The organism is Micromonospora sp. NPDC047756 (assembly GCF_055587245.1).
Genome location: NZ_JBVJGQ010000009.1, coordinates 343,094 through 363,202, shown reverse-complemented (window position 1 = coordinate 363,202; position 20,109 = coordinate 343,094). Strand labels below are relative to the sequence as shown.

At 71.0% G+C, this 20,109-nt stretch carries 16 protein-coding genes and 2 tRNA genes; 13 read left to right on the top strand and 5 right to left on the bottom strand.

Going from position 1 to position 20,109, the window contains the following annotated elements; translation table 11 throughout:
* Window positions 1–144: 144 nt before the first annotated feature.
* On the bottom strand, window positions 145–315 hold the full coding sequence (locus tag ACZ6NZ_RS29330; RefSeq protein WP_167457767.1) for a DUF5679 domain-containing protein: 171 nt from the start codon (window positions 313–315) through the stop codon (window positions 145–147).
* A gap of 513 nt (window positions 316–828) precedes the next feature.
* Between ACZ6NZ_RS29330 and ACZ6NZ_RS29325 the strand changes: the two genes are divergently transcribed.
* A complete protein-coding gene (locus ACZ6NZ_RS29325; RefSeq protein ID WP_465861122.1) occupies window positions 829–1,362 on the top strand; it encodes a M48 metallopeptidase family protein in 534 nt (177 codons plus the stop codon).
* Window positions 1,363–1,582: 220 nt separating this feature from the next.
* Complete coding sequence (locus ACZ6NZ_RS29320) at window positions 1,583–2,191, top strand: hypothetical protein (RefSeq protein WP_465861121.1); 609 nt, start codon at window positions 1,583–1,585, stop codon at window positions 2,189–2,191.
* A gap of 111 nt (window positions 2,192–2,302) precedes the next feature.
* Here the strand turns inward: ACZ6NZ_RS29320 and ACZ6NZ_RS29315 are convergent, their stop codons facing one another.
* Window positions 2,303–3,619, bottom strand: a complete 1,317-nt coding sequence (locus tag ACZ6NZ_RS29315; protein WP_465861120.1) for a zinc-dependent metalloprotease — start codon at window positions 3,617–3,619, stop codon at window positions 2,303–2,305.
* A 115-nt stretch (window positions 3,620–3,734) separates the two neighbouring features.
* Here ACZ6NZ_RS29315 and ACZ6NZ_RS29310 point away from each other — a divergent pair, with 115 nt between their 5' ends.
* The 6 genes from ACZ6NZ_RS29310 (at window position 3,735) to ACZ6NZ_RS29285 (ending at window position 9,821) form a co-directional block, all read left to right on the top strand.
* Window positions 3,735–4,748: a YlbL family protein gene (locus ACZ6NZ_RS29310; RefSeq protein WP_366607854.1), complete on the top strand. Its 1,014-nt coding sequence runs from the start codon at window positions 3,735–3,737 to the stop codon at window positions 4,746–4,748.
* A 96-nt stretch (window positions 4,749–4,844) separates the two neighbouring features.
* Window positions 4,845–7,829 carry a UPF0182 family membrane protein gene (locus ACZ6NZ_RS29305; protein ID WP_465861140.1) on the top strand — a complete coding sequence of 995 codons (2,985 nt, stop codon included), beginning with the start codon at window positions 4,845–4,847 and terminating at the stop codon, window positions 7,827–7,829.
* Between the two features lie 192 nt (window positions 7,830–8,021).
* A complete protein-coding gene (locus tag ACZ6NZ_RS29300; protein ID WP_465861119.1) occupies window positions 8,022–8,531 on the top strand; it encodes a SigE family RNA polymerase sigma factor in 510 nt (169 codons plus the stop codon).
* Complete coding sequence (locus ACZ6NZ_RS29295; RefSeq protein WP_465861118.1) at window positions 8,521–9,447, top strand: hypothetical protein; 927 nt, start codon at window positions 8,521–8,523, stop codon at window positions 9,445–9,447. Before ACZ6NZ_RS29300 ends, ACZ6NZ_RS29295 begins: the two co-directional genes overlap by 11 nt.
* 87 nt (window positions 9,448–9,534) lie before the next feature.
* Window positions 9,535–9,608: transfer RNA gene (locus ACZ6NZ_RS29290), tRNA-Met, on the top strand.
* A 136-nt stretch (window positions 9,609–9,744) separates the two neighbouring features.
* Window positions 9,745–9,821: transfer RNA gene (locus ACZ6NZ_RS29285), tRNA-Met, on the top strand.
* A 118-nt stretch (window positions 9,822–9,939) separates the two neighbouring features.
* Here ACZ6NZ_RS29285 and ACZ6NZ_RS29280 read toward each other — a convergent pair.
* Window positions 9,940–13,713, bottom strand: coding sequence for a S8 family serine peptidase (locus ACZ6NZ_RS29280; protein WP_465861117.1), 3,774 nt, complete (start codon window positions 13,711–13,713; stop codon window positions 9,940–9,942).
* A 162-nt stretch (window positions 13,714–13,875) separates the two neighbouring features.
* On the opposite strand from ACZ6NZ_RS29280, the gene ACZ6NZ_RS29275 reads away from it, so the two are divergent.
* Window positions 13,876–14,124 carry a hypothetical protein gene (locus ACZ6NZ_RS29275; protein WP_465861116.1) on the top strand — a complete coding sequence of 83 codons (249 nt, stop codon included), beginning with the start codon at window positions 13,876–13,878 and terminating at the stop codon, window positions 14,122–14,124.
* 23 nt (window positions 14,125–14,147) lie between these two features.
* Here ACZ6NZ_RS29275 and ACZ6NZ_RS29270 read toward each other — a convergent pair whose 3' ends face one another.
* Complete coding sequence (locus tag ACZ6NZ_RS29270) at window positions 14,148–15,503, bottom strand: ABC transporter substrate-binding protein (RefSeq protein ID WP_465861115.1); 1,356 nt, start codon at window positions 15,501–15,503, stop codon at window positions 14,148–14,150.
* 138 nt (window positions 15,504–15,641) lie between these two features.
* On the opposite strand from ACZ6NZ_RS29270, the gene ACZ6NZ_RS29265 reads away from it, so the two are divergent.
* From ACZ6NZ_RS29265 to ACZ6NZ_RS29255, 3 genes are all read left to right on the top strand, one after another.
* Window positions 15,642–16,475 (top strand): phosphoribosylaminoimidazolesuccinocarboxamide synthase, encoded by an 834-nt coding sequence (locus ACZ6NZ_RS29265; protein WP_465861114.1) that lies wholly within the window; start codon window positions 15,642–15,644, stop codon window positions 16,473–16,475.
* Window positions 16,476–16,569: 94 nt separating this feature from the next.
* Complete coding sequence (locus tag ACZ6NZ_RS29260; protein WP_465861113.1) at window positions 16,570–17,352, top strand: helix-turn-helix domain-containing protein; 783 nt, start codon at window positions 16,570–16,572, stop codon at window positions 17,350–17,352.
* A 26-nt stretch (window positions 17,353–17,378) separates the two neighbouring features.
* The gene (locus ACZ6NZ_RS29255; RefSeq protein WP_465861112.1) at window positions 17,379–17,543 is read left to right on the top strand and encodes a DUF397 domain-containing protein; all 165 of its coding nucleotides are present in this window, start codon (window positions 17,379–17,381) and stop codon (window positions 17,541–17,543) included.
* A gap of 2 nt (window positions 17,544–17,545) precedes the next feature.
* Here ACZ6NZ_RS29255 and glpK read toward each other — a convergent pair whose 3' ends face one another.
* Window positions 17,546–19,030, bottom strand: a complete 1,485-nt coding sequence (gene glpK / locus ACZ6NZ_RS29250) for a glycerol kinase GlpK (RefSeq protein WP_465861111.1) — start codon at window positions 19,028–19,030, stop codon at window positions 17,546–17,548.
* Between the two features lie 101 nt (window positions 19,031–19,131).
* On the opposite strand from glpK, the gene ACZ6NZ_RS29245 reads away from it, so the two are divergent.
* Window positions 19,132–20,070, top strand: a complete 939-nt coding sequence (locus ACZ6NZ_RS29245; RefSeq protein WP_465861110.1) for a ribose-phosphate diphosphokinase — start codon at window positions 19,132–19,134, stop codon at window positions 20,068–20,070.
* Window positions 20,071–20,109 lie beyond the last annotated feature (39 nt).

Below are 20,109 nucleotides of genomic sequence, written 5' to 3'. Positions count from 1 at the left end.
TCGTCCTCTCGCGCTTTTTTCACACCCCCCGTCCCGCGGGGTGGCGCCCCCCCGCGCGGGCGCCCGCGGGGGCCACACCCCGGTCGTTCGGCGGGGGGGGGGGGGGGCCCCCCCGCCCCCCCCACCCCCGTTCACCCGTTCGGGTCAGACCTTGGCCTTGCCCAGGATGCGGTTCACTGTTGTACCGCATACCGGACACTTGCCCTTGGCCATGTTCATTCCGGTCTTCGAGACCTCGACGTGCCCCTCGAAGTCCCGCTTCTCCTTGCACTTCACGCAGTAACCGTTGTAGGTCGTCTGGGCCTGGTCGGCCACGGTGCCCTCCTCGTCTCGTCCGCCGGTCAAAACCGTCCCGGCGGGGTGCCCGGCGGCGGGCCACACGGGGCGCCGGCGCTGGGTCTCACTCCGCGGCCACCCTCGTGACCGCTGGTCCGCGGACCCTACCCAGGTCTGGGCGGTTCCATGTCAGCTGTGCATCGACACTGTGAGCAAGTCGACGTCGAGAGTGTGCATGGCGAAATAGGTCGGATAAGTCAGTTTGGCGGGGACACGCCGACCAAACCCTGACAGCCACCCGTGCGGGTGCCTCCCCGGCGCATCTCGGACGGTGATCACCTACGGTAGGAGATGTGCCGCGCACCGGCGCCGTCGGCGTTCACCAAGGGTGACGAGACGGCGTGATGGCGCTGCGGTCAAGAAATTTTCGGGACGCCTGGCGACCAATCACCATTTTCTGGGCGCGTGTCGTGCGGTTGACCCTTGCGGACCCCTGGTCAGTGGGCATTAGCTTTCCTTCGTGACACGTAGTCGAGGCTGCGCGGCCCAGTGATGGCGGGGACGCGCAAGCCGGTCGTCGAGGTGCGACGCAGTCAGCGTCGACGACGCACGGTGTCCGCGTACCGTGACGGTGAGCGAGTGGTCGTCCTCATCCCCGACCAGTTCTCCCGTGCCGAGGAGAGCGAGTGGGTCGACCGGATGCTCGCCCGGTTGGCCGCCCGGGAGGGTCGCCTCGCCCGGTCCGACGACGAGTTGCTGGCTCGCGCCAACCGGCTCATCGACCTCTACCTCGCCGGATACGCCGCCAAGGCGGTGCCGGCCAGCGTCAGATGGGTCACCAACCAGAACGGCCGGTGGGGCTCCTGCACGCCGGCGGACCGCAGCATCCGCATCTCGCACCGCGTCCAGGAGATGCCCGACTGGGTGATCGACTACGTGGTGCTGCACGAGTTGGCGCACCTCATCGTGCCCAGCCACAACGCCCGGTTCTGGGCGCTCGTCGGTCGCTATCCCAAGGCGGAACGCGCCCGCGGCTACCTCGAAGGGGTCGCCGCCGCCTCCTCCTGCGCGCCGCTGCCCACCTGATCCCGCACTGCCGCCCCGAGCCGGTGGCTACGCGGGCCGAGTCGCTGGGTGCCGCCGGGGACGCGAACGCTTAGATCCACTCGCGCTCCTGAATACCGCGCTGTCGGGAGTTCCGGGACACCGCGACTTCATGGAACCCGAGTCGATCATGCCGCCGGGTCCCGCTCAGCTACCTGGGTCGGGCGGGTCGGGTGGCTGGGCGGGGCGCTAGGGTCGGGGGATGGCGCGACGGGTGGTGGTGGCGTTGCTCGGGCCGGTGCACTGGTCGCCGCCCGGCGTCGACCGGGCGCAGTGGCGGGCGGCGCTGGCGGAAGACGTCATCGACCTGTTCGCCACGCTCAACGAGGTGGAGGTCGCGGTCGCGGTGACCCCGGCCGACCGGGCCCTGGCCGATGCGCTGGTGTGGCCCGGCACAGCGGTGTACGAGGTGGCCGAGCCGACGCCGAACGCCGTCTTCGCCGCGCTGGAGGGGTACGACCAAGCAGCCGTGCTGGTCAGTGACGTGCCCGACCTGCCCGCCCTGACCGTCGGCAAACTGCTGCGCCCACTCACCAGCCGGCCGGTCGCGGTGGCTCCGGTCGAGGGCGGTGGCCCGGGTCTGCTCGGGGTCGCGGTACGACTGCCCGCGCCCGACTGGCTGCCGACGCTGGAGCTGGACACGGCGACGCCGGCTGAGGCGCGCGCCAATGCCCCGCGCCCGGGTGACGTGGCGGTCACCACCGGCTGGCGACGGCTGCGCGGCCCGGCTGACCTGGCCACGCTCGACCCGGCCTTCGAGGGTTGGGAAGCGACCCGCGCCCTGCTCTCCGGGGCGGGCCGACCCACCTGAACCTCTCCGGGGCGCGCCGACCCACCTGAACTGTCGGCACCGCCGAACACGCCGGGGGTGCCCGCCGTGGATCTGCGGACACCCCCGGCGCAGGCCGTCAACGGGCGGGGGTCAGGACCTGGCGTCGCCCTCGCCGTCGGTCTCGTCGGACGGGCCGGGCCGCCCCGACTGATCCGACTGGCCGGGGGCCTTCTCCTCCACTCCGCCGGGGGCGGTGAAGTCGAAGCTGTCCAGCTCGCTGAGATCCATGTCGTTCATCGCGAAGGCGACCGGATCGGCGAAGTCGTCGTCCGACGGCAGCAGATCCGGGTGGCCCCAGATCGCGTCGCGGCCCTCGATGCCACGGTGCTCGGTGAGCGCGGCCCAGAGCGCCGCGGCCTCCCGCAGTCGGCGGGGCCGCAGTTCCAGACCGACCAGCGCGGCGAAGGTCTGCTCGGCGGGACCGCCGGCGGCCCGGCGACGGCGGAACGCCTCGCCCAGCCGGACGACGTTTGGCAGCCGGTCGCTGGCGGCGCTGTCGACGACGTGGCACACCCAGCCCTCGACCAGGGCGAGTGCGGTCTCCAGGCGGGCCAGCGAGGCCTTCTGCGCCGCAGTGTCCTCCGGAGTGAAGATGCCCTCCAGGGCGATCGCCTGCATCGACTCGGGGTCGGTCGGGTCGACCCGGCCCATCGCCTCCTCGATCGCCTCCCGGTTGACCCGGATGCCCGAGGCGTACATCTCGACAGCGCTGAGCACATGCCCACGCAGCCACGGGACGTGCTGGAACAGCCGCTGGTGGGCGGCCTCGCGCAGCGCCACATAGAGGCGGACCTCATCCTCGGGCAGCTCCAGGCCCTCGCCGTACGCCCGGATGTTGGCCGGGATCAGCGCGGCCGTGCCGGCCGGACCGAGCGGCAGCCCGATGTCGCCGGCGGAGAGCACCTCCGCGGCGAGCGAACCGAGGGCCTGGCCCAGCTGACCGCCGAAGAGCGCGCCACCGAGGGAGGCCACCATCGACTGCATCGGGCCGAGCTGGGCGCGCGCCTCCGGTGGCACCAGGTCGCCCATCGCGCCGACCATCCGACTGGCGACGGGGTCGCACAGCTTGCGCCACACGTCCAGCGTCTTGAAGATCCACTCGTTGCGGTTCCACGCAACGGGGTTCTGGATGCCGCTGGGCCACGCCGAGGCGGGCTCCAGCCACAGGTCGGCGAGGCGCAGCGCCTCCTCGACCGCGTTGCGCTCGTACATCGACACCGCCGGGTCACCGGCGGCCGCGAGCTGACTGGCTGCTACCTGCCGGGCCAGGTCCCAGTTGACCGGCCCGCTGCCCGGCGCGGAGAGCAGGTGCTGCAACTGCGACATGAACTGCTGCATCTGCGCGGGATCGTTGGGGTCTGGTGGCTGCCCACCCGGAAGCGCGAAACCGAACGGAATATCAGGCACGACATCTACGGTACGCGGACCGCGCCCCAGGTAGCCGCCGCTGGCGTTGCGCTGAGGGCGAAGTCGCGCGGCGCATCCGGCGGGCGGGCCGCAACCGGTCGGTACGCTCTGCGGCATGAGACGTCGCGGCCTGACGGTCCTGCTCGGTGCCCTGTTCACCGCCCTGCTGAGCATCGGGGTGCTCCGGGTGCCGATTCCGTACGTGGTGCTGGGCCCGGGGCCGACGGTCAACACCCTCGGTACCGAAGACGGCAAGGAGGTCATCCAGGTCACCGGTCGGGAGACCTCGACCTCGGCCGGCCAGTTGCGGCTCACCACGGTGGGGGTGCAACCCTCGGTGCGGTTGCGGGGGGCGATCGCCGGCTGGTTCTCCGACGACGAGGCGGTGGTGCCGCGTGAGCTGGTCTACCCGCCGGGGGAGTCGACAGAGCAGGTCGAGCAGCGCAATGCCGAGGACTTCAAGGCGTCGCAGACCAGCGCGGAGACCGCAGCGCTGCGGGAGTTGGGCTTTCCGGTGCAGGTGGTGATCAAGACGGTGGCCGGGGACGGCCCGGCGGCCGGTGCGCTGAAGGTCGGGGATCTGATCACCTCGGTCGACGGCCAGCCGGTGCCGGTGGCGGCGAAGGTCACCGAGCTGGTCCGGGCCAAGCCGGCGGGCACGGCGTTGACCATCGGTTACACCCGGGACGGCACGCCGGCCACCGCGACGGTCACCAGTCAGGAGCAGGACGGCCGTCCGCGGATCGGTGTGGAGATCGATCAGCAGCAGCCGCACCCGTTCACGCTCGGCATCGACCTGGGGGACATCGGTGGGCCGAGCGCCGGTCTGATGTTCGCCCTGGGGATCGTGGACAAGTTGACCCCGGCCGATCTCACCGGCGGTCAGATCATCGCCGGCACCGGCACCATCGACGACGAGGGCGCCGTCGGGCCGATCGGTGGGATCGCCCAGAAGCTGGTCGGCGCCAAGCGCGCCGGCGCGAAGGTCTTTCTGGTGCCGGCCGACAACTGCGCGGAGGCGGTCCGCAATCCGCAGCCCGATCTGCCGCTGTTGCGGGTGGGCTCGTTGGACGAGGCGATGACCGCTCTGGAGGCGTTGCGCGCGGGTGGTCAGCCGACGCGTTGCTGACCGGTGTGACCGTGCCCCGACACGCTCAGGAACACCCCGTACTCTGGGTGCCTGGTCGGAGCCGATCATATCGAGCGTGCGGAGCCAACAGTGGTCATGCGTAGCAGCAGCCCCCTCCCGAGGATGAGCCGGCGCGGGCGCGTCACCATCGCGGTCCTGGTCGGGGTGTTCGTGCTCTTTACCCTGCTCGGCTGGGGTGTCCAGGCGTGGACCGACTGGTTGTGGTTCGACGAGGTCCGCTACACCGAGGTCTTCACCGGCGTCCTGCTCACCCGGTTGGTGCTCTTCCTCGCCATCGGCCTCGGCATGGCGGTGATCGTCGGTGGCAACCTGTGGCTGGCCTACCGGTTGCGCCCGCGACTGCGTCCGCACTCGGTGGAGCAGGCGACGCTGGAGCGCTACCGGATGCTGCTCAGCCCGCGTCTCGGCACCTGGATCGCGCTGACCGCCGCGGTGGTCGGGCTCTTCGCCGGTCTGTCCGCGCAGAACCGGTGGAACCAGTGGCTGCTGTTCCGCAACGGCGGTGACTTCGGCGTCAAGGACCCGGAGTTCGGTGTCGACATCGGCTTCTACGTCTTCCAGCTGCCGTTCTGGCGTTACCTGCTCGGGGTCGCCTTCACCGCCGTGGTGCTGGCCGTGATCGGCGCGCTGGCGGTGCACTACCTCTTCGGCGGGGTGCGCCTGCAGGGCGTCGGGGACCGGATGAGCAACGCGGCCCGCGCGCACCTGAGCACCCTGGTCGCGGTCTTCGTGCTGTTGAAGGCGATCGCGTACGTGTTGGACCGGCGGGCCATGCTGCTGGAGTACAACGAGGGCGCCAAGTTGTACGGCGCCGGCTACGCCGACGTCAACGCATTGCTGCCGGCGAAGGAGATCCTCGCCTACATCTCGATCGTGGTGGCCATCGCGATCCTCGTGTTCTCCAACGCCTGGATGCGGAACCTGGTCTGGCCGGGGATCTCGCTGGCGCTGCTCGGCGTGTCCGCGGTGGCCATCGGCGGCATCTACCCCTGGGCGGTGCAGACCTTCGAGGTCAAGCCGAGTGCCAAGGACAAGGAAGCGCCGTACATCCAGCGCAGCATCGACGCGACGCGCGCGGCGTTCGGGTTGGGCGCCACCGAGACGACCCCGTACGCGGCGAACAACCTCACCCCACCGGGGAACCTGGCCACCGACACCTCGGTGGTGTCGAACGTGCGGCTGCTCGACCCGCAGTTGGTCAGCGAGACGTACACCCAGCTCCAGCAGGTGCGTGGCTTCTACGACTTCGGCCCGAAGCTGGACATCGACAGGTACGGGGTGAACGGCAAGGTCTCCGACTACGTGGTCGGCGTCCGGGAGATCAACTACGGCGAGCTGACCGACCAGCAGAACACCTGGATCAACCGGCACACCGTCTACACCCACGGGTACGGGCTGGTGGCCGCCCCGGCCAACCAGGTGGTCTGCGGCGGGCAGCCGTTCTTCGTCTCCGGTTTCCTCGGCGAGAAGACCCAGGAGGCGTGCTCCTCGCAGACCGAGCAGATTCCGGCCAAGCAGCCGCGCATCTACTACGGCGAGCGGATGGCAGCCGACGACTACGCCATCGTCGGGCAGTCCGACCCGAACAAGAAGGCCGAGTTCGACCGGCCGGTCGGTGAGGGCGGCGGCGAGTCCTACACCTACACCGGTGAGGGCGGCGTGGAGATCGGCTCCTTCACCCGGCGACTGCTGTACGCCATCAAGGAGCAGGAGTCGAACTTCCTGCTCTCCGAGGCGGTGAACAAGGACTCCAAGCTGCTCTACGTGCGCAACCCGCGCGACCGGGTGGAGAAGGTCGCGCCGTTCCTCACCCTGGACGGCGACCCGTACCCGGCGGTGGTCGACGGTCGGGTGCAGTGGATCGTGGACGGCTACACCACGGCGGCCTCCTACCCGTACGCGGAGCGGGTCAACCTGCAGACCGAGACCACCGACGAGTTGACCAACCGGGGCACCTTCCAGCTGGCCCGCGAAGACGTCAACTACATGCGCAACTCGGTGAAGGCCACCGTCGACGCGTACGACGGCACCGTGAAGCTCTACGAGTACGACGACACCGACCCGGTGCTCAAGGCGTGGAACAAGGCGTTCGGCGGCGATCTGGTGGTGCCGAAGGCGGAGATCCCGGTCGAGCTGAACGAGCACCTGCGCTACCCGGCGGACATGTTCAAGGTGCAGCGCAACCTGCTCACCAAGTTCCACGTGACGAACCCGGGCGACTTCTACTCCGCCCAGGACTTCTGGCAGGTGCCCAACGTGCCGGACGCCCCGGACAGCGGTCAGAAGCAGCCCCCGTACTACCTCTTCACCCAGTTCCCCGGGCAGGAGAGCCCTCGGTTCCAGCTCACCTCGGCGGTCACCCCCAACGGCCGGCAGAACCTCGCCGCGCTGATCTCCGGGTCGTACGTCGACGGGCAGCCCCGGCTGGAGGTGCTGGAGTTGCCGGATCAGACCCGGATCTCCGGCCCGGTGCAGGTGCACCAGCAGATGACCAACAACGCGAACATCCGTCAGCAGCTCAACCTGCTCTCCAGCAACCAGGCGCAGGTGCAGTACGGCAACCTGCTCTCGTTGCCCTTCGCCGACGGGATGCTCTACGTCGAGCCGGTCTATGTGAAGAGCAACCAGCAGGACGCGTACCCGCTGTTGCAGAAGGTGCTGCTCTCGTACGGTGACGGCGGCTCCTTCGTGGCGCTCGCCGACAACATCAACGACGGCATCAAGCAACTGGTCGAGCAGGGTAAGAAGGCCGGGCAGGGCACGTCGCCGCCGCCGACGACCGGGGGCAACCCGACGACCCCGACGCCGACGCCGACGCCTTCGGGGACGGCGGCGCCAACGCCGACCCCGAGCGCCGGCACCCCACCGCCGACCGGTGACCTGGCTGCCGCCGCGGACCGGGTGCAGACCGCGATCACCGAGGTCCGGGCCGCGCAGACGTCGGGCGACTTCGAGCGGTACGGGCGTGCGCTGAAGGCCCTCGACGAGGCGCTCACCGCGTTCCAGCAGGCGCAGCAGGCCGCTGGTGCGCCGGGTGCCAGCCCGAGTGCTGGAGGCTGACCCGCCACCGCACGCAGTTCCTCCCCGAGCCCCCCGTCACTCGGACCGCATCAGGTCCGGGTGGCGGGGGCTCGGCCGTTGGCCTGATCTGTGCGGATCTGTCACGTCACCGACAGCGCTGCCCTGGGCCGCAACCTGCGACGCCGGTCCGCCGTCCTCACTGCAACGGGGTGGGGACGAGGGGGAACAGTCGTGCGGGACACGCAGAGCTTCGACGACTTCTACCGCAGCACCGCGCGGCGGACGCTGCGGTACGGCTACGCGGTCGCCGGCGACCACGGTGAGGCGCAGGACCTGGTGCAGGAGGCGTACACCCGGGCCTGGCGGCAGTGGGGGCGACTGTCGTCGCATCCGGCGCCGGAGGCGTGGCTGCGGCTCGTGGTGGCCCGGCTGGCGACCGACCGCTGGCGGCGCCTGCACCGGTGGCGGGTGGTGCTGAGTCGCACCGGACCGCCGGCGGTCGCACCCCCGCCCAGTGAGGACGGGGTGCTCCTGGTCGGAGCGCTTCGGAAGTTGCCCGCCACGCACCGGCAGGCGCTGGCCCTGCACTACCTCTTCGACATGTCCGTCGAGGAGATCGCTCGGGAGACCGACGTGCCGGTCGGCACCGTGAAGTCCTGGCTGTCCCGGGGTCGGTCCCGGCTGGCCGCGCTGCTGCCCGACCTCAGCGTCGTGGAGTTGGAGGCGAACGATGTCAGTTGAACTCTCCGACCTGTACCGGTCGCTCGGCACCGTCGCGGACGGGCACGAGCTGACCCGTCCCGAGTCGCTTCGGCGGTTCGCCGACCGGCGGGCCCGAGCCCGGATGGCCGGTTCGACGCTCGCGGTGGCGCTGCTCGTGGGTGGGGTTGCCGTCGGTGGCCGACTGGCGTACCCGGCGGACGGCTCCGCACCGCCGCCCGCCGGCACCGTTGGCCCGCCGCCGACCGGGGCGACGGCTAACTCCCGGCCGTCACCCACGCCGACTCCCTCGACACCGCCGCCGCCGTCGCAGACCACCCCGAGCGGTACGCCGTCGCAGCCGACCACCACCGGACCGGCGGCACCTCGGCCGCCCACCTCGATCCCGGACCGCGCCTTCTTCGTGCTGGCCGCTCCGAATCGGACCGGACTGGAATCCTCGCTGGAGGGTCCGGCACTGCCGACGCTGTGCGGTGCGCGCCTGCCCAGCGACTCGGCGATGATCCAACGCCGTGGTCGGTACCTGGCCTTCAAGTTGCCGGAGACGCCGACGGGGCACGTGCCGGACGGCAGTTACCGGCACACCATCACCATCTACCGGGCGGGTCGTGCCGACGACGCGTTGCGGGAGCTGCGGCAGGCGGTGCGCGGCTGCCCCGACCAGAAGCTGCCCGACGACAGCAGGACGTGGCGACAGCGGCTGCTGACCTCGGGGGCGTACGGGGACGGGTCGGTGCTGTTCGAGCTGCGGGCTCCGATGCCGGACGGCATGGGTGAGCCGGGTGCGGAGGAGGTTCGGCTGGTCCGGGCGGTCCGGGTCGGCGACGTGGTGACGGTGCTCTGGGAGCAGGGTTGGGAGCACACGGCGGCCGTTCGGTCCCAGCTCGATGCCGACAGTCGACGGGCGGTCGCGGCGATCGAGAGCTGGCTCGACTGAGAACGCCCAGGTCAGAGCTGTCCGGGTCGGCGGTATCGGAGTCGCTTTGCGGTGTCCCGGGTCGGTGCGCTACGGTTAGCGAACCGACGCGGGGTGGAGCAGCTCGGTAGCTCGCTGGGCTCATAACCCAGAGGTCGCAGGTTCAAATCCTGTCCCCGCTACGAGAGAAACGCCAGTTCGAAGCCCGTCTCCGGTTCACCGGAGGCGGGCTTTCGACATTGCGGGGTGCCGTGCCACAGCGGATGGCGACCCCACTGATCATCACCCGGAACGGGTGAGTTAGTCTTATCCAGTCGACGCGGGGTGGAGCAGCTCGGTAGCTCGCTGGGCTCATAACCCAGAGGTCGCAGGTTCAAATCCTGTCCCCGCTACCACTGAAAGTGATACACGTCCGGCCCCCACAGTGTGGGGGCCGGACGTTTTTGGTGCCGATGTCAGAGGCGAGGGTCCCGCAGGGGCCGGCACCTCGTCGGTGCCGACCCCCGGCGGGTGCTACCGCAGGCCGAAGGCCCGGGTGACGCTCTGGGTGACGCCACCACCGTTGCGCTGCTTGGCGGTGACCCGGATCGACACGAAGTCGGCCCGGTGCGGCGCGTTCAACGACGCCTGCCAGGTGCCCTTCTTCGCCCGCAGGTCCTGCCGCTGCCAGGTCACTCCGTCGTCGTAGGAGATCTCCAGCTCAACTGCCGACACGGCGTCCCGAGCCGCGGTGCTGCCCACCACCACAGGCGTGATCGAGAAGTCGGTCCGGCGCTTCGTCCGACCCGCGACGTCCACGTCCGTTCCGTAGTCCAGTTGGACCAACGGGACGGCCTTCACCTCGGTGCCGCCGCCGGAGACGAAGCTCCACTCGGTGTGCGTGGCGGTCGAGTACGGGCTGAACTCGGGCTTGCCCTTGGTCTCGACGACCAGTCGGTACGGCAGCTCCTCCGGTGACAGCTCACCCGCGCCGACCTCCGGCCAGCCGTCGAACCGGGTCAGCAGCCTGTCGCCCTGATAGAACGTGACGATCTGCGACATGCTGGCCCCGCCGCTGTGGGCGGCGCCCGCGTCGCCGAACCCCTGGATGTAGGCGCTCATACCGGTCTCACCACGGAACGGGATCTCGGTGCTGAGCAGCCGCGGCCGGGTGATGGGCCCGAACCAGCGGTCCTTCTGGACGCTGCCCGCCCGGTACGCGATGGCTTCGGTGTTGGACCGCGCCCAGTCGGCGACGTCGGCGTACTGCATCCACCTGATGCCGGGACCCGTGGAGACCCAGTCGGTGCGCGGCCCTGGCGCGACCGGCTCGAACGGGAACGACCGTGCCGCCGCGTACTCGTACGGCGGGAAGTCCATCCGGGTCTCGCTGGCCTGCTTTCCCGGTGGCGGGGAGAAGGTGAGATCGATCCGGGCGAGCTTGCGCGGGTCGGTCCTGGCGGACGGGTCCTTCGGCACCCCGCCGGTGTGGTAGTCCACCAGGTCGTACAGGTACGTCGCCCGGGGGTGGGCGACCACGACCAGCCGGACCGGGTTGCGGCCGGCGGTGATCTTCTGGATCAACGCCTCGCCCTCGTCCATGGTCACCGAGGCCACCGGGATCGGCCCGGTCGTCACGGCGTCGGAGTTGCCGTACCACTCGCTCCGGCGACCCGCGCGGTCGTTGACCACGACGAGCATCGCCGCGCCGGCGGCGTGCGCCGCTGCCGCCCGGTCCGTGGGGGTCACCGAGTCGTTGCCGCGGACCACCACGGCCTTACCGCGGGCGGAGACGCCAACGTAGTCGGCGGTGCGGCCGACGCCCGCGAAGACGGCGTCCAGGCGCGAGGTGCCGTCGGGCAGCGGCGGGGAACCGGGCTGCGCGAGCGGGCCGCTGAGGTGCCGGCCCTGGTAGCTGATCGCCAGTGGCGTCTGCGCGGCGCGGATCCGGGTGGTGAAGACGAAGCTGCCCTTGCGCACCTTGTCCCTGGTCGGCAGGGCCCACAGGCTGTCGTAGGCGGCACCCGGCCAGAACGTCTCGCGCAGGGCGCTCCAGTCGGCGGGTGTCGGCTCGCTTGAGGTAAAGGAGCGATAGACGTCGATTCTGCTGTTGACGACGGCGGTCGGCTGAGGTGTCGCCACCTTCACCTGGCGGGCCCGCGCGGCGTCGAGTTCCACGACCCGGTTGGCCGTCAGGTCGACCTCGGGAGCGGTCAGCATCGCGAGGCCGAGAGAGCGGGGCCCGTGCAGACCCTCCACGTCCGCCGCCGCGACGACGGTGTACGAGCCGGGTGTCAGACGGGCGGTGAGCTTTCCGTCCGGCACCCACATGAAGGCCGAGCCGGTCTCGGCGTTGACGACCTCGACCTCGCCGCTCATGGGCCGGCCGGCGCGGTCCTTCAGGTGGATGGTGAGGTCGTACTTCTTGGACTCGACGGCGACCCCGACGGCCGTGTGCACCTCGCCGGCGGCGAAGCGGGCGGTGACCTGGGCGGAGTACCTGCCGGGGGAGAGGCCGGCGGGGGCCACCACGACGTTGACCGTCGCGCTGGCCCGAGCGGGCACCGTGACGCGGTCGGCGGTCGTCGTGAACGTCCGCGCGGGGGCGGCGCCGTGGTCGACGGAGAGCTCCAGCGCGATCGGGCCGTCCGTGGTGTTGGTGTAGGTGATCGTCCGCGTGATCGGCTCTGGTGCGCCGCCCCAACCGACGAGTCCGGCGTCCACCGACCCGGACGCGACGACCTGGTCCTGGTGGTAGGCGGCGGCGACGTTCAACCGACCGCTACCGGCCTGGTAGGCGTCGTAGTCGGGCGTACGGACGCTGGTGCTCATCAGCGCGTCCTTGAGCTGCCGCGCACTCCAGGTCGGGTGCTTCTGCACCAGCAGGGCGGCCGCCCCGGCGACGTGCGGCGCTGCCATCGAGGTGCCACTGTCGGTGTAGTAGTAGCCCTCACCCCAGGAGATGTGCTGCGAGCGCGCCGCCAGCACGTCCACCCCGGGAGCGGTCATGTCGGGCTTGAGGGCCTCGTCGTTCATTCGGGGCCCGACGCTGGAGAAACCCGCCAGGTGGTCGGAGGTGTCCACCGCGCCGATGGTCAGCGCGGCGTCCGCGGTACCCGGCGCACCGAGGGTGTACGGGTCTGGTCCGCTGTTGCCGGCGGCCACGACGAAGAGCGCGCCCGTCTCGGCGGTCAGTTGGTTGACGGCCTGGCTCAGCGGGTCGTCCTGGGTGTGCCAGGCGCTCACGCCGAGGCTCATGTTGATCACTTTGGCGTGCTCGGCCCGTGCCGCCCACTCCATGCCCGCGATGATCCCCGAGATCGACCCGCTGCCGTACTCGTCGAGGACCTTGCCGATCACCAGGTCGGCGTCGGGGGCCACGCCCCGTTCCCTGCCGCCGGAGGCGGCGCCCGTTCCGGCGACGGTGGACGCGGTGTGGGTGCCGTGCCCGTTCCGGTCGATCACGTCCTGGCCCGCGATGAAGCTTCGGGAGGCCACCACCTGGTCGGCGAGATCCGGGTGGGTGGTGTCCACCCCGCTGTCCAGGACGGCGACCCGGACACCGCTGCCGGTGCCACCCGCGGCCCACGCCGCGGGAGCGCCGACCTGGGCGGTGGTGTCGGCCAGGGTGGCCTTCGCCTTGCCGTCGAGCCACACCTTGTCGACGCCGGCCGCGAAGGAGGGCGCGCCGGTGGCAGCGCTGCGGCCGGTCGGCGACTGTCCAGTGGTGAGGGCCGACCAGAAGTCCGCCGCCTGCGACCGGCGGGTGCGGATCGCCTCACCTCGGACGGAGGGCAGCTCCAGCGTGGTCCGCGCGCCCGGCAGCGTGGTGCCGGTCCTGAGCTTCGCCGCGCCCGTCGTGCGGGTGACGATCAGGGGAAGGTCGCTGGTCCGCGCGTCGTCGTAGCCCTGGGCGATGAGCTGGGTGACGTCGAACAGTTGCTTGTCGAGTCGACCGGTGGCGAGGTACGGCAACGCCTCGTCCGGGTACACGTAGGTGTCCCGGCCCTCGGTGGAGACGCGTACGGAGCCGGTGGCGCCCGGGGCGCGCTTGACGTCCACCGATGCGGTTGCGCCGTGGACGCCCGGCGTCACCGTCACCTGGTCGCCGGTGATCAGCGTGACCGTGACGGGGGTGCGGTCCGCGTCGCCGCTCTGAGCCGGTCTCGTCGTCGGCGGCGGCGGGGGTGGCGGGGCGCCGTGCGCCGCCGTGGGGGTGAGGAGAGCGGCGACGACTGTGACGCCGACCGCTGCCGCCGCAGATCTTCGGGTGCGAGAGATCCGCGCACTGCCTAAAGAGGTGAGCATGAGGCGAATCCGATCACCTCGAGAGATTCATGTAAAGATCATCATCTTTGCCGGGACGTTGCGAGCGCGTTGCGCGCCGGCCGGGAGCTTCCGAACCATCCGGTCCCGTGATTCGGCGTGGACCGACGTGCCGAGGTTGCGCCCTTCGGCGAGGATGGGCACATGTCTTCATTCGGTAAGTGGTGGGGCCGCCTGAGCGCGGTCTTCGGTGCGGTCGTACTGGCGGTCTTCGTGCCGGTCGCAGCCTGGGCGTCCACGGCCACCGGCGAGATCGTGGTGGAGGCCGCCAGGCGGCGAGGCCGCAGCGGCTTCGGGGTGCTCCCGCTGCTCTGCTGCCTGGTCGTGGTCGCGATCGTCGTGTTCCTGGTGTTGCGTCTGATGCGCAACCGCCGGGGTGGCCCGCCGCGCTGACCAGGCCCGGAGACGCCGGAGGGTCACCAGCGGCCGGTTCCGGACTGGCCGCCGGTGCTCACCGCCGCCAGGGCCGCGATGGCCTGGGACAGGAAACGCGCGGTGGCCTCGCGGGTGCCGTCACGCTTGACGCGGATCCGCTCGGCGGCGGCGACCAGCAGGGTGCGCACCTTGGCGTGCCCCTGGGGTGGCGGCGCTGGCGCCGGCCCGAGCAGGTCGGCGATGCTGGCACCGAACTCGGCGGCACGTCGCTGGGCCGGGTCGGTGATGCTGCCCTCGGCGTAGCGGCGGACCTGGGCACTGGCGTTCAGCCCACGTTCGTGGCCGAGAACGGCGCCGACCTCACCATTGGTGGTCAGAAAGTTGATCACGTCGGCGACCGTGTCCGGGTGGCGGGTGCCCCGGAACCCCGCCCAGTACATCGACGCCCGCGCCCACTGAGCCCCCGGTGGGCCGGGGAAACCGACGATGCCCAACTCGGACTCGGTGAGTCGTTGCAGCTCCGGTAGCTGGTGCGACCAGGCGAAGGACGCCGCCGTCACCCCACTGACCACCAGTTGCCGGGCCGGCTCGCCGCTGTCGGCCTGCTCGACCAGGGCCGCGCTCGGCGTGGCCCGGTCCCGCCGGGCCCGCTGCCACAACTCGAACCACGCGATCAGCTCGTCCGCGCCGAAGCCGAGCTGGTTGCCCCGGTAGAACTCGCCGCCCTGCGACCGCAACCAGAGCCAGAGCGCCCGGTAGTCGCCCGACCCGTCCATGGTGCCGGCCACCCGGCGGTCGCTGGCCTCGGTGACCTGCGTGGCCCAGGAGATGTAGTCGGGCCAGGTCATCCCGGCGCGGGGCTCCGGCATCTCCAGCTCCCGCAGCAGGTCCCGGTTGAACACCACCGCAGCGTGGGTCTGCCCGGCGGCCACCGCCATCGTCCGCCCCTCCACCGTGCCGTAGCGGATCAGACCCTCCGGCAGGCCCCGAAGATCCAGGCGGTGGTCGGTGAGGTCGAGAATGACCTGACGGTGGGTGTACTCGGTCAGCATGGCGTCGTCGATCTGGATCAGGTCCGGCACGTTCCCGCCGCCCGCCTGGGTGGCCAGCCGGTCGTAGTAACCGTCCGCGCCCTGCCAGGTGACCCGGAAGGTGACCCGGGGGTTGCGGTCCGAGTAGAGCCGCAGTGCCTTCTCGGTCAGCTCGGCCCGCTTGGTGCCACCCCACCAGAAGACCGACAGCTCGACGGGCCCGTCCTGGGTCGAGGTGGCCGCGTCGTCGCTGCACCCGGCCAGCCCGCCGGAGGCGAGCAGAGGTACGCCGAGCAGCGCGCTGAGCAGTCGGCGCCGGCCCGGGTCGGCGCCGAGGCGGTCGAGCGAGGGGCGAACAACGGGCACGGGGCTCTCCTGGACCTACGGGGGTGGCGGTCGGACCATTCACGCAGGCAGCACACGAAGGTGTCAACGTCCGTCCGGTCACCCTCGGCCGGGTGGTCGAATCAGGCCCCCGCGATCTCGCATGGTGTACTAGGGCGCGTGGAACTTCTGCACTCGGGCAAGGTCCGGGACGTCTACGCCGACGGCGACGACCTGATCCTGGTGGCCTCGGATCGCATCTCGATCTACGACGTGGCGCTGCCGACGCCGATCCCGGACAAGGGCCGTCTGCTCACCGCGCTCTCGCTCTGGTGGTTCGAGCAGCTCGCCGACCTGGTGCCGAACCACGTCATCTCGGCCACCGACGTGCCCGCCGAGTTCGCCGGGCGGGCCATCCGCTGCCAGCGGCTGGACATGCTCCCGGTCGAGTGCGTCGCCCGCGGTTACCTGACCGGCGGCGGCCTACGGGAGTACGAGAAGACCGGCGCGGTCTCCGGCGTGGAGCTGCCGCGAGGGCTCGGCGAGGCGTCGATCCTGCCCGAACCGATCTTCACGCCGTCGAGCAAGGCCCCGGCCGGCGAGCACGACGAGCCCATCACGTACGACGATGTGGTGGACAAGGTGGGTCAGGCCACCGCCGAGCGGCTCCGGCAGATCACCATCGACATCTACCGGCGCGGTGCCGAGCTGGCCGCCGACCGGGGCATCCTGGTCGCCGACACCAAGATCGAGCTGGGTTGGGCGCCGGACGGCACCCTGGTCCTCGCCGACGAACTGCTCACCTCCGACTCGTCGCGGTTCTGGCCGGCCGAGTCGTACCAGCCGGGCCGGGTGCAGTTCTCCTACGACAAGCAGTACGTGCGGGACTGGGCCACCGGCAGCGGCTGGAACAAGCAGGCCCCCGCCCCGGACATGCCGGACGAGGTGGTCGAGGCGACCCGCGCCCGCTACATCGACGTCTACGAGAAGCTCACCGGCAACCGCTGGAACTGACCGGGACACCGCGCTTTCACCGCTCCTGCTGGACCTGACCGACGTCACCGTCGAGGATGGACCCATCACTCTTCGTGGAGTCTGGGGCGGTCGGATGAACGGCGACATGTGGATCAGGGCGCTCAAGGCGGCCCGGGCGGGTGCGGGCGTCTCGCAGGAGGCCCTGGCGGAGCTGATCAGGTGGAGTCCGTCCACCATCGCGGCGATCGAGACCGGGCGGCGCCGGCCCACCCCGCAGTTCGCCGAGGCGGCAGACGCGGCGCTGGACACCGGCGGGCTGTTGGCCGAGTTGCTGGCGGTGGCGGCCCGGCAGCAGTCGCCGGCCTGGTTCGCGCCGTGGCCGGCGATCGAGGCCGAGGCGGTCGCCCTCCGCACCGTTCAACCGTCGCTGGTGCCGGGCCTGCTCCAGACCGAGGCGTACGCGCACGCGGTGCTCAGCGCTCAGGGCACCCACACGCCGGAGCAGGCCGACCTGCTGGTCGCTGGCCGGCTGGCCCGCCAGGAGCTGCTGACCGGCCCGGCCCCGAAGCGGTTCACCGCGATCGTGGACGAGGCCGCGCTGCGCCGCGTGGTCGGCGACCGGGCCGTCCAGCTCGCCCAGTTGGAACGGCTGGCCGAGCTGGCCGCCCTGCCCCACGTCCGGCTCTACGTGATCCCCGCCAGCGTGGGCGCACACGCCGGGCTGGCCGGCGGCTTCGTGCTGGCCGCGCTGCCCGACGGCGACGAGGTGGCCTACATCGACGGGGTCTTCGGTCAGATCGTCGACCGGACCGACACCGTTGATACCATCAGGACGATGTGGGACACGCTGCTGGGCGAGGCCCTGCCGGCGAGCGTGTCCGTCGAGCTGATCGGAAAGCTGGTGAACGAGCTGTGAACTCCGCCCCCACCCCTCGGTGGCGCGTGTCGACCCGGAGCGGCAACGGCGGCGACACCTGCGTCGAGGTGGCCGACAACCTGCCGGACCAGGTGCTGGTCCGGGACTCCACCGACCGCACCGGCACCGTCCTCACCTTCGCGCCGTCGGCCTGGCGCACGTTCGTGGCACAGGTCCGCACCGGCCGCTGAGGTCACTCCACCCAGTCGAGGGTGCGCTGCACCGCCTTACGCCACTGGCGCAGCTCCTGCTCGCGTAGCTCCGGGGCCATGGCCGGCTCCCACTGCGCGTCCGAGCGCCACTGCGCCCGCAGGGTGGCCAGATCCGGCCAGAAGCCGACCGCCAGACCGGCCGCGTACGCGGCACCCAGGCAGGTGGTCTCGGTGATCCGGGAACGGACCACCGGCACGTCGAGCACATCGGCGAGGAACTGCATGAGCAGACCGTTCGCGGTCATCCCGCCGTCCACCCGGAGACGACGCAGCGCCACGTCCGAGTCGGCGTTCATCGCGTCGACCACCTCGCGGGTCTGCCACGCCGACGCCTCCAGCGCCGCACGCGCCAGGTGTCCCTTGGTGATGTAACCGGTCAGTCCGGCGATCACCCCCCGGGCGTCCGGACGCCAGTGCGGGGCGAACAGTCCCGAGAACGCCGGCACCACGTAACACCCGCCGTTGTCGTCCACGGTGCGGGCCAACTCCTCCACCTCGGCGGCCGTGGAGATCAACCCGAGGTTGTCCCGCAGCCACTGCACCAGCGAACCGGTGACCGCGATGGCGCCTTCGAGGGCGTACGCCGGTGGTTGGTCCTTGATCCGGTAGGCGACGGTGGTGAGCAGACCGTGCGTCGACGGGACCGGGCTGGCGCCGGTGTTGAGCAGCAGGAAGCTGCCGGTGCCGTAGGTGCACTTCGCCTCACCCGGCTGGAAGCAGGTCTGCCCGAACAGGGCGGCCTGCTGGTCGCCCAGCGCGCTGGCCACCGGCACCCCAGCGAGCACCCCGCCCGCCGTGCCGTACACCTCGGCGGAGCAGCGGATCTCCGGCAGCATCGCCGCCGGAACACCCATCGCGTCCAGCAGCTCCGGGGCCCACTCGAGGGTCGTGAGGTCCATCAGCATGGTCCGGCTGGCGTTCGTCACGTCGGTGACGTGCTCGCCGGTCAGCTTCCAGATCAGCCAGCTGTCCATGGTGCCGAAGAGCACCTCGCCGCGGTCGGCGCGTTCACGCAGGCCGTCGACCTCGTCGAGCAGCCAACGCAGCTTCGGCCCGGCGAAGTAGGTGGCCAGCGGCAGGCCCGTGCGGGCCCGGAACCGCTCCTCGCCGTACGCCGACGCAAGCTCGCGCAGCAGCGGCCCGGTCCGGGTGTCCTGCCAGACGATGGCGTTGGCCACCGGGCGACCGGTGGCCCGGTCCCACACGACGGTGGTCTCCCGCTGGTTGGTGATGCCGACAGCGGCCAGCCCGGACGCGTCGATGCCCGCGGTCCCCAGCGCCTCGGCGACCACCTGCTCGACGTTGTCCCAGATCTCCTCGGCGTCGTGCTCCACCCACCCCGGTCGGGGGAAGATCTGCCGGTGCTCGCGCTGGGCCACGGCGACGACGTCCCCGGCCCGGTCGAAGACGATGCACCGCGAGGAGGTGGTGCCCTGATCGATGGCGGCGACGTACTGGGGGGTCACCGCAGCACCGTACCCGGACGGCGGCGCGGCGCGACAGGCGTCACGGCGGGTTCCGGCCTGCTGCCATCGTCGGCCGTGGGCTTCCCCTACGATGTGCGAACGTGCGCGACATCGCCGTTTTCAGTGGAACCGCCCATCCCGACCTGGCTGCCGAGATCTGCGCCCACCTGGGGGTGCCGTTGCACCCGGTACGGGTCTCCCGGTTCGCGAACGACTGTCTGGAAGTCCAGTTGCAGGCCAACTGCCGGGAGCGGGACGTCTTCCTGATCCAGCCGCTGGTGCCGCCGGTGCAGGAGCACCTGGTCGAGTTGCTACTGATGATCGACGCCGCCCGGGGTGCCTCCGCCGGTCGGATCACCGTGGTGCTGCCGCACTACGCGTACGCCCGGTCGGACAAGAAGGACGCCCCACGGATCTCGATCGGCGCGCGGCTCGTCGCCGACCTGCTCACCTCGGCCGGGGCGGACCGGGTGCTCGCGATGACCCTGCACTCGCCGCAGGTGCACGGCTTCTTCAGCGTCCCGGTGGATCACCTGCACGCGCTTCGGGAGCTCGCCACCCACTTCCAGCGTTACGACCTCAGCAACACCGTGGTGGTCTCGCCCGACCTGGGCAACGCCAAGGAGGCCGCGGCCTTCGCCAGGCTGCTCGGCACTCCGGTCGCGGCCGGGGCGAAGCAGCGGTTCAGCGACGACCTGGTCAAGATCAGCGCGGTGATCGGCGACGTGACCGACCGGGATGTCATCGTGCTGGACGACGAGATCGCCAAGGGCAGCACGGTGGTCGAGCTGATGGAGCATCTGCGCGGCCTGAAGGTCCGGTCGATCCGGCTCGCCTGCACGCACGGCCTCTTCTCCGACGACGCGTTGCAGCGGCTCAGCGACCAGGACGGCGTCCTGGAGATCGTCTGTACCAACACGGTTCCCATCCCGGCCGCCAAGCGGGTCCCCAAGCTGCAGGTCCTGTCAGTGGCCCCCGCCCTGGCCGAGGCGACGCGCCGAATCCACAACGGCGAATCCGTCTCCGCACTCTTCGCCTGACCCCGCCCCGCACCCCGGCACCGCTGGGACTTGCGCCCT